The sequence below is a fragment of the Levilactobacillus zymae DSM 19395 genome, assembly GCF_001434115.1.
Taxonomy (GTDB): domain Bacteria; phylum Bacillota; class Bacilli; order Lactobacillales; family Lactobacillaceae; genus Levilactobacillus; species Levilactobacillus zymae.
Window position 1 is genome coordinate 50,579 of sequence record NZ_AZDW01000050.1, and the last position, 8,958, is coordinate 59,536.

General features: G+C 52.7%; 1 protein-coding gene. It reads left to right on the top strand.

Annotation, left to right across the window (positions count from 1 at the left end):
* The coding region (locus FD38_RS10595; protein ID WP_420865443.1) for an accessory Sec-dependent LPXTG-anchored adhesin at window positions 1-8,958 on the top strand (8,958 nt) is incomplete at both ends.

Consider the following 8,958-nt stretch of genomic DNA (forward strand, 5'->3'; position numbering starts at 1 on the left):
TAGCTTGAGCAATGCCCAAACCAGTGCGTCGGCCGATGCTTCGACGGCAGCTTCCGTCAGTGCCAGTGCCACCTCGAACTCGGACGCCAGTGAACTTTCCGAAATCACTAGTGCTCAGGCTAGTCTGAGCACCACGTCGCAAGCAATTGCCAGTGATTCAGCATTAGTTTCGCAAAGTGCCGCCAGTCTGAGTGAGGCCTCCACGTCGCAATTGTCACAATCGTTGAATAGCATCAGTGAACTTTCTAAGTCCACCACGAGCCTAGCCTCTGAAGTTTCCAACTCTGAGGCCAGTGTCAGTGACCGGGCAGATTCCGGTAGCGTTTCGACGTCAATTACCTCTGAATCGGAAGCCAGCATGAGTGCGGCTTCGGCCAGCGCCTCGGATTCGATGAAGTCGTTGAGTCAACAATCAGCCAGTGAATCGGCCGATGCCTCGATGAGCGTTGTCAGTCAGAGTGCTTCCGAGTCGGCAGATGCGTCAACCAGCGTTGTCAGTCAGGAAGCTTCTGAATCGGCGGACACTTCAATGAGTGTTGCCAGTGAATCGGCCAGCGTCTCCGCTAGTCAATCCGCAAGCACGTCGACGTTTAACCGTCAAAGCGAATCGGACGACCAGTCATTGAGTGTGGTTTCTACGGAAATTTCCGAAAGCGATGCTAGTCTGAGTCAACGTTCCGTTGATGACGCCAGTGTTCAGGCTTCGTTGTCCGAATCTGAAGCCAGCTTAAGTGCTCGGAATAGTGCCGATGAGAGTGTCTACTCGGTCGCTTCGCAATCGTTAGGGAGTCTTTCCAACCTGAGCGTAAGCAACACCAGTGCTTCCGAAGCTAGTCAATCCGCAGAAGTTTCCAAGTCGCTGCAAAGCTTGAGTGATGAAGGCTCCGAACCGGATACCAGCACGCAAGAATCGTTGACTAGTTTGAGTCAACAATCGTTGTCCGAGTCTGAAGCCTTGTCGACTTGGTCCGAACAGAGTAACAGTATTTCCATCGTGAACTCCGAAGCCAGTGTGGCATCTGCTTCTGAAGCCTCACAACTGGACGCTTCGCAGAGTGCTGCGGCTTCGCAATCCGAAGTTTCGGCCAGTGAAGCGGCGAGTCAAGCAGCCAGCGTTTCGGCCGACCAGAGCCAAGCTTCTGCATCTGATGCCAGCCTGCAATCCGTTCAAACTAGTGCTGAAACTAGCTTGAGCAACGCGCAAACCAGTGCTTCAGCCGACGCTTCGACGGTGGCTTCCGTCAGTGCCAGTGCCACTTCGAACTCGGACGCTAGTGAACTTTCCGAAATCACCAGTGCCCAAGCCAGCTTGAGTGACACATCGCAAGCAGTTGCCAGTGATTCGGCATTAGTTTCGCAAAGTGCCGCCAGTCTGAGTGAAGCCTCAACGTCACAATTGTCACAATCATTAAACAGCATCAGTGAAACGTCTACGTCAACCACTAGCCTAGTTTCCGAGATTTCTGGTTCGGAAGCGAGTGTCAGTGATCAGGCCAACTCCGGTAGTGTTTCGACGTCGATTACGTCCGAATCCGAAGCTAGCATGAGTGTTGTTTCGGCCAGTGCTTCAGCCTCAATGAAGTCGTTGAGTCAGTTATCAGCGAGTGAATCGGCCGATGCGTCGACGAGTGTCGTCAGTCAAAGTGCTTCTGAATCGGCGGATGCCTCAATGAGTGTTGTCAGTCAGAGTGCTTCTGCATCGGCCATTGTCTCCGCAAGTCAGTCGGCAAGCACATCGACGTTTAACCTACAGAGTGAATCCGCTGATAACTCATTAAGCGAAGTTTCTAATGAAATTTCCGAAAGTGACACCAGCTTGAGTCAACGCTCTGTTGATGACGTCAGTGTTCAGGCTTCGTTGTCCGAATCAACGGCTAGCTTAAGTGCCCGGAATAGTACCGATGAGAGTGTCTACTCGGTTGCTTCGCAATCCTTGGGCAGCTTGTCCAACTTGAGTGTAAGCAACACCAGCATGTCCGAAGCAAGTCAATCCGCTGAAGTCTCCAAGTCGCTACAAAGTTTGAGCGATGAAGGCTCCGAACCGGATGACAGCACGCAAGAATCGTTGACCAGTTTGAGTCAACAGTCGTTGTCCGAATCTGAAGCCTTGTCGACTTGGTCCGAACAAAGCAACAGTATTTCCGTTGCGAACTCCGAAGCTAGCGCAGAATCCGCTTCTGAAGCCTCACAACTGGACGCTTCGCAGAGTACCGCGGCTTCGCAATCCGAAGTTTCAGCTAGTGAAGCGGCGAGTCAAGCGGCCAGCGTTTCGGCCGACCGGAGTAACGCTTCGGCCTCCGATGCCAGCCTGCAATCCGTTCAAACCAGTGCTGAAACCAGCTTGAGTAATGCCCAAGCTAGTGCTTCGGCTGACGCTTCGACGGTGGCTTCCGTTAGTGCTAGTGCCACTTCAAACTCGGACGACAGTCAGTTGTCTGAAATCGCCAGTGCTCAAACCAGCTTAAGCACCACGTCGCAAGCGATTGCGAGTGATTCCACTCTGGTATCGCAAAGTGCCGCCAGTCTGAGTGAGGCGTCAACGTCACAATTATCACAATCATTAAACAGCATCAGTGAAACGTCTACGTCAACCACTAGCCTGGTTTCCGAGATTTCTGGTTCGGAAGCGAGTGTCAGTGATCAGGCCAACTCCGGTAGTGTTTCGACGTCGATTACGTCCGAATCCGAAGCTAGCATGAGTGTTGTTTCGGCCAGTGCTTCAGCCTCAATGAAGTCGTTGAGTCAGTTATCAGCGAGTGAATCGGCCGATGCGTCGACGAGTGTCGTCAGTCAAAGTGCTTCTGAATCGGCGGACGCTTCCATGAGTGTCGCGAGTCAATCCGCATCTGAATCGGCCAGCGTTTCTGCCAGCCAGTCGGCAAGCACGTCGACGTTTAACAGTCAGAGTGTATCGGATGACGATTCGTTGAGCCTAGTTTCTAATGAAATTTCCGAGAGCGACATGAGCTTGAGTCAACGCTCTGTTGATGACGCCAGCGTTCAGGCTTCGTTGTCTGAATCAACGGCTAGCTTAAGTGCTCGGAATAGTGCCGACGAGAGCGTCTACTCAGTAGCTTCACAATCGTTGGGGAGTCTCTCCAACTTGAGTGTAAGCAACACCAGCCTGTCTGAAGCCAGTCAATCCGCCGAAATCTCCAAGTCGCTGCAAAGCTTGAGCGATGAGGGATCCGAACCGGATGACAGTACGCAACAGTCGCTGACCAGTTTGAGTCAACAGTCGTTATCCGAATCGGAAGCACTGTCGACTTGGTCTGAACAGAGTAACAGTATTTCCATCGTCAACTCCGAAGCTAGCGCAACCTCTGCTTCTGAGGCGTCACAACTGGATGCTTCGCAGAGTGCCGCAGCTTCGCAATCTGAAGTTTCGGCCAGTGAAGCGGCGAGTCAGGCGGCTAGCGTCTCGGTTGACCGGAGTCTCGCTTCGGCTTCCGATGCCAGCCTGCAATCCGTTCAAACTAGTGCCGAAACCAGCTTGAGCAATGCCCAAACCAGTGCGTCGGCTGACGCTTCAACGGTGGCTTCCGTCAGTGCCAGTGCCACTTCGAACTCGAACGACAGCGAACTGTCTGGAATCACCAGTGCGCAAGCCAGCTTGAGTGACACGTCGCAAGCAATTGCCAGTGATTCGGCATTAGTTTCGCAAAGTGCCGCCAGCTTGAGTGAGGCCTCAACGTCACAATTATCACAATCATTAAACAGTATCAGTGAACTTTCCAAGTCCACCACGGACATGGTTTCTGAAGCTTCTGGCTCTGAAGCCAGTGTCAGTGATCAGGCTAACTCCGGTAGTGTTTCGACGTCGATCACCTCCGAATCGGAAGCCAGCATGAGTGTTGTCTCGGCCAGTGCTTCAGCTTCGATGCGGTCGTTGAGTCAACAGTCGGCCAGTGAGTCAGTGGCTCACGCTTCGGCGAGTGATTCCGCTAATACGTCGGCCAGCCAGTCGACCTCGATTGCTGAGAGTCAAAAGGCCAGTCAATCGGCTGAAACGTCGGCGAAGGAATCCGCTGAACAATCCGCCATTGCCTCCGCCGGTCAGTCGGTCAGCGCTTCGATCGTCAACAGTGAAAGCATCTCAGCAGACAACTCGTTGAGCGTGGTTTCTAATGAAATCTCCGAGAGTGATGCTAGTCTGAGTCAACGTTCCGTTGATGATGGCAGTCTTCAAGCATCGTTGTCCGAATCTGAAACGAGTCTGAGTGCCCGGAACAGTGCCGACGAGAGCGTCTACTCAGTCGCTTCGCAATCCTTGGGCAGCTTGTCCAACTTAAGCGTAAGCAACACTAGTATGTCCGAAGCAAGTCAATCAGCTGAAGTTTCCAAGTCGCTACAAAGCTTGAGTGACGAAGGTTCTGAACCGGATGCCAGCACGCAAGAGTCATTGACCAGCTTGAGTCAACAATCGTTGTCCGAATCTGAAGCCTTGTCGACTTGGTCCGAACAGAGCAACAGCATTTCCATCACCAACTCCGAAGCCAGTGGGGCATCCGCTTCAACGGCATCGCAATTAGATGCTTCGCAGAGTGCTGCGGCTTCGCAATCCGAAGTTTCGGCCAGTGAAGCGGCCAGCCAAGCAGCCAGTGTTTCGGTCGATCGGAGTATTGCCTCGGCATCCGATGCCAGCTTACAATCCGTTCAAACCAGCGCCGAGACCAGTTTGAGTAACGCCCAAACCAGTGCTTCAGCCGAAGCATCGGCGGTAGCTTCCGTCAGTGCCAGTGCCACCTCGAACTCGGATGCTAGTGAATTGTCCGAAATTGCCAGTGCCCAAACGAGTTTGAGCACCACGTCGCAAGCGATTGCCAGTGATTCTGAGTTGGTATCGCAAAGTGCTGCCAGTCTGAGTGACGCGTCAACGTCGCAATTGTCGCAATCACTGAACAGCATCAGTGAACTTTCCAAGTCCACCACGACTCTAGTTTCCGAGATTTCTGGTTCGGAAGCCAGCGTCAGTGATCGGGCAGATTCCGGTAGCGTTTCGACGTCGATCACGTCCGAATCCGAAGCCAGCATGAGTGTTGTCTCGGCTAGTGCTTCAGCCTCGATGAACTCGTTGAGTCAACAATCAGCCAGTGAATCGGCTGACGCTTCAACGAGTGTCGTTAGCCAGAGTGCTTCTGCATCGGCTGACGCGTCAATGAGTGTCGTGAGTCAATCGGCCAGCGAATCGGCTAGTGTTTCCGCTAGTCAGTCCGCAAGCACGTCGACGTTTAACCTGCAGAGTGAATCGGCAGATAATTCGTTGAGCGAGGTTTCGACTGAGATTTCTCAGAGTGATGCTAGTCTGAGTCAACGGTCCGTTGATGATGGCAGCATCCAAGCTTCCTTGTCCGAATCAACGGCTAGCTTGAGTGCCCGGAACAGCGCCGATGAGAGCGTCTACTCAGTCGCTTCGCAATCCTTGGGCAGCTTGTCCAACTTAAGCGTAAGCAACACTAGTATGTCCGAAGCAAGTCAATCAGCTGAAGTTTCTAAGTCGCTACAAAGCTTAAGCGATGAAGGTTCCGAACCGGATGACAGTACGCAACAGTCGCTGACTAGTCTGAGTCAACAATCCTTGTCCGAATCCGAAGCCTTGTCGACTTGGTCCGAACAAAGCAACAGTATTTCCATCGTGAACTCCGAAGCCAGTGCAACTTCTGCTTCCGAAGCCTCACAACTGGATGCTTCGCAAAGTGCCGCAGCTTCGCAATCCGAAGTTTCGGCCAGTGAAGCGGCGAGTCAAGCAGCTAGCGTTTCGGCCGACCGGAGTCAAGCTTCCGCCTCCGATGCCAGCTTACAATCCGTTCAAACCAGTGCCGAAACTAGCTTGAGTAACGCTCAAACTAGCGCATCGGCCGACGCTTCGACGGTGGCTTCCATCAGCGCCAGCGCAACTTCGAACTCGGACGACAGTGAACTTTCCGAAATCGTCAGTGCGCAAACCAGTTTGAGTACTACGTCGCAAGCAATTGCCAGTGATTCCGCATTAGTTTCGCAGTCGGCAGCCAGCTTGAGTGACGCGTCAACGTCACAATTATCACAATCGTTGAACAGTATCAGTGAGCTTTCTAAGTCCACTACGGACATGGTTTCTGAAGCTTCTGGCTCTGAGGCCAGTGTCAGTGATCGCGCGGATTCCGGCAGCGTTTCGACGTCAATCACGTCCGAATCGGAAGCCAGCATGAGTGTCATTTCGGCCAGTGCCTCCGCTTCGATGAAGTCGTTGAGTCAACTGTCGGCTAGTGAATCGGCTGACGCTTCAACGAGTGTCGTTAGCCAGAGTGCTTCTGAATCGGCGGATGCTTCAATGAGCGTTGTCAGTCAGAGTGCTTCTGAATCGGCCAGCGTCTCCGCTAGTCAGTCGGCAAGCACGTCGACGTTTAACCTGCAGAGTGAATCGGCAGATAATTCGTTGAGCGAGGTTTCGACTGAAATTTCTCAGAGTGATGCTAGTCTGAGTCAACGTTCCGTTGATGATGGCAGTCTCCAAGCATCATTGTCCGAATCTGAAAACAGTTTGAGTGCGCGGAACAGCGCCGATGAGAGCGTCTACTCGGTTGCTTCACAATCGTTAGGGAGTCTTTCCAACCTGAGTGTAAGCAATACGTCGACCTCCGAAGCTAGTCAATCCGCTGAAGTCTCCAAGTCGCTACAAAGCTTGAGTGATGAAGGGTCCGAACCGGATGCCAGCGTGCAAGAGTCGTTGACCAGCTTAAGTCAACAATCGTTGTCCGAATCCGAAGCCTTGTCGACTTGGTCCGAACAAAGCAACAGTATTTCCGTTGCCAACTCCGAAGCTAGTGCAACTTCTGCTTCTGAAGTATCACAACTGGATGCTTCGCAAAGTGCCGCAGCTTCGCAATCCGAAGTCTCAGCCAGTGAAGCGGCGAGCCAGTCGGCTAGCGTTTCAGCGGACCGGAGCCAAGCCTCCGCATCCGATGCGAGCCTGCAATCCGTTCAAACCAGTGCCGAAACTAGCTTGAGTAATGCTCAAACCAGCGCGTCGGCTGACGCTTCGACGGTAGCTTCCATTAGCGCCAGCGCAACTTCAAACTCGAACGACAGTGAAACGTCCGAAATTGCCAGTGCCCAAACGAGCCTGAGTACCACGTCGCAAGCAATTGCTAGCGACTCGGCATTAGTTTCGCAAAGTGCCGCTAGCCTGAGTGAAGCCTCCACGTCGCAATTGTCACAATCACTGAACAGTATCAGTGAAACCTCTACGTCAACCACTAGCCTGGTTTCCGAGATTTCTAATTCGGAAGCAAGCGTCAGTGATCGCGCGGATTCCGGCAGCGTTTCGACGTCGATCACGTCCGAATCGGAAGCCAGCATGAGTGTTGTCTCGGCTAGTGCTTCTGCTTCGATGAAGTCGTTGAGTCAACTGTCGGCTAGTGAATCGGCTGATGCTTCAACGAGTGTCGTTAGCCAGAGTGCTTCCGCATCGGCTGATGCATCCATGAGCGTCGTCAGTCAATCCGCTAGTGAATCGGCCAGCGTTTCCGCCAGCCAGTCCGCAAGCACGTCGACGTTTAACCTGCAGAGTGAATCGGCAGATAATTCGTTGAGTGTGGTTTCAACTGAAATTTCCAAGAGCGACATGAGCTTGAGTCAACGATCCGTTGATGACGGCAGCCTCCAAGCTTCCTTATCCGAATCTGAAACGAGTCTGAGTGCTCGGAACAGTGCCGATGAGAGTGTTTGGTCTACCGCATCGCAATCGCTGGGTAGCTTATCGAACCTGAGTGTAAGTAACACGTCAACTTCTGAAGCCAGTCAATCTGCTGAAATCTCCAAGTCGCTGCAAAGCTTGAGCGATGAAGGTTCCGAACCGGATGACAGTACGCAACAGTCGTTGACCAGTCTGAGTCAACAATCCTTGTCCGAATCTGAAGCTTTGTCGACTTGGTCCGAACAGAGTAACAGTATTTCCGTCGTGAACTCCGAAGCTAGCGCAGCTTCTGCTTCAGCAGTCTCACAACTGGATGCTTCGCAAAGTGCTGCGGCTTCGCAATCCGAAGTTTCGGCCAGTGAAGCGGCCAGCCAAGTAGCCAGCGTTTCGGTTGACCGGAGTATTGCTTCCGCATCTGATGCCAGCCTGCAATCCGTTCAAACTAGCGCTGAAACCAGCTTGAGTAACGCTCAAACCAGTGCTTCGGCTGACGCTTCAACGGTAGCTTCCATCAGTGCCAGTGCTACCTCGAACTCGGATGACAGTGAATTGTCTGAAATTGCCAGTGCTCAAACCAGTTTGAGTACCACGTCGCAAGCTATTGCCAGCGATTCTGCATTAGTTTCGCAAAGTGCCGCCAGTCTGAGTGAAGCCTCAACGTCGCAATTATCGCAATCGCTGAACAGTATTAGTGAAACGTCTACGTCGACCACCAGCATGGTTTCTGAGATTTCTAATTCGGAAGCCAGTGTCAGTGATCGGGCAGACTCCGGTAGCGTTTCGACGTCAATTACCTCTGAATCCGAAGCCAGCATGAGTGTTGTTTCGGCCAGTGCTTCCGCCTCGATGCGGTCGTTGAGCCAACAATCAGCCAGTGAGTCAGTAGCTCACGCATCGGCGAGTGATTCGGCCAACACGTCGGCCAGCCAGTCGACCTCGATTGTCGAGAGTCAAAAGGCTAGCCAATCGGCTGAAACGTCGGCGAAGGAATCCGCTGAACAATCGGCCATTGTCTCCGCTGGCCAGTCAGTCAGTGCCTCGATCGTCAACAGCGAAAGCATCTCGGCTGATAACTCGTTGAGTGTGGTTTCTAACGAAATCTCTGAGAGTGATATGAGCTTGAGTCAACGATCCGTTGACGATGGCAGTATCCAAGCTTCCTTGTCCGAATCTGAAACGAGTTTGAGTGCTCGGAACAGTGCCGATGAGAGCGTTTGGTCCACTGCATCGCAATCGCTGGGGAGTCTCTCCAACCTGAGCGTAAGCAATACCAGCATGTCTGA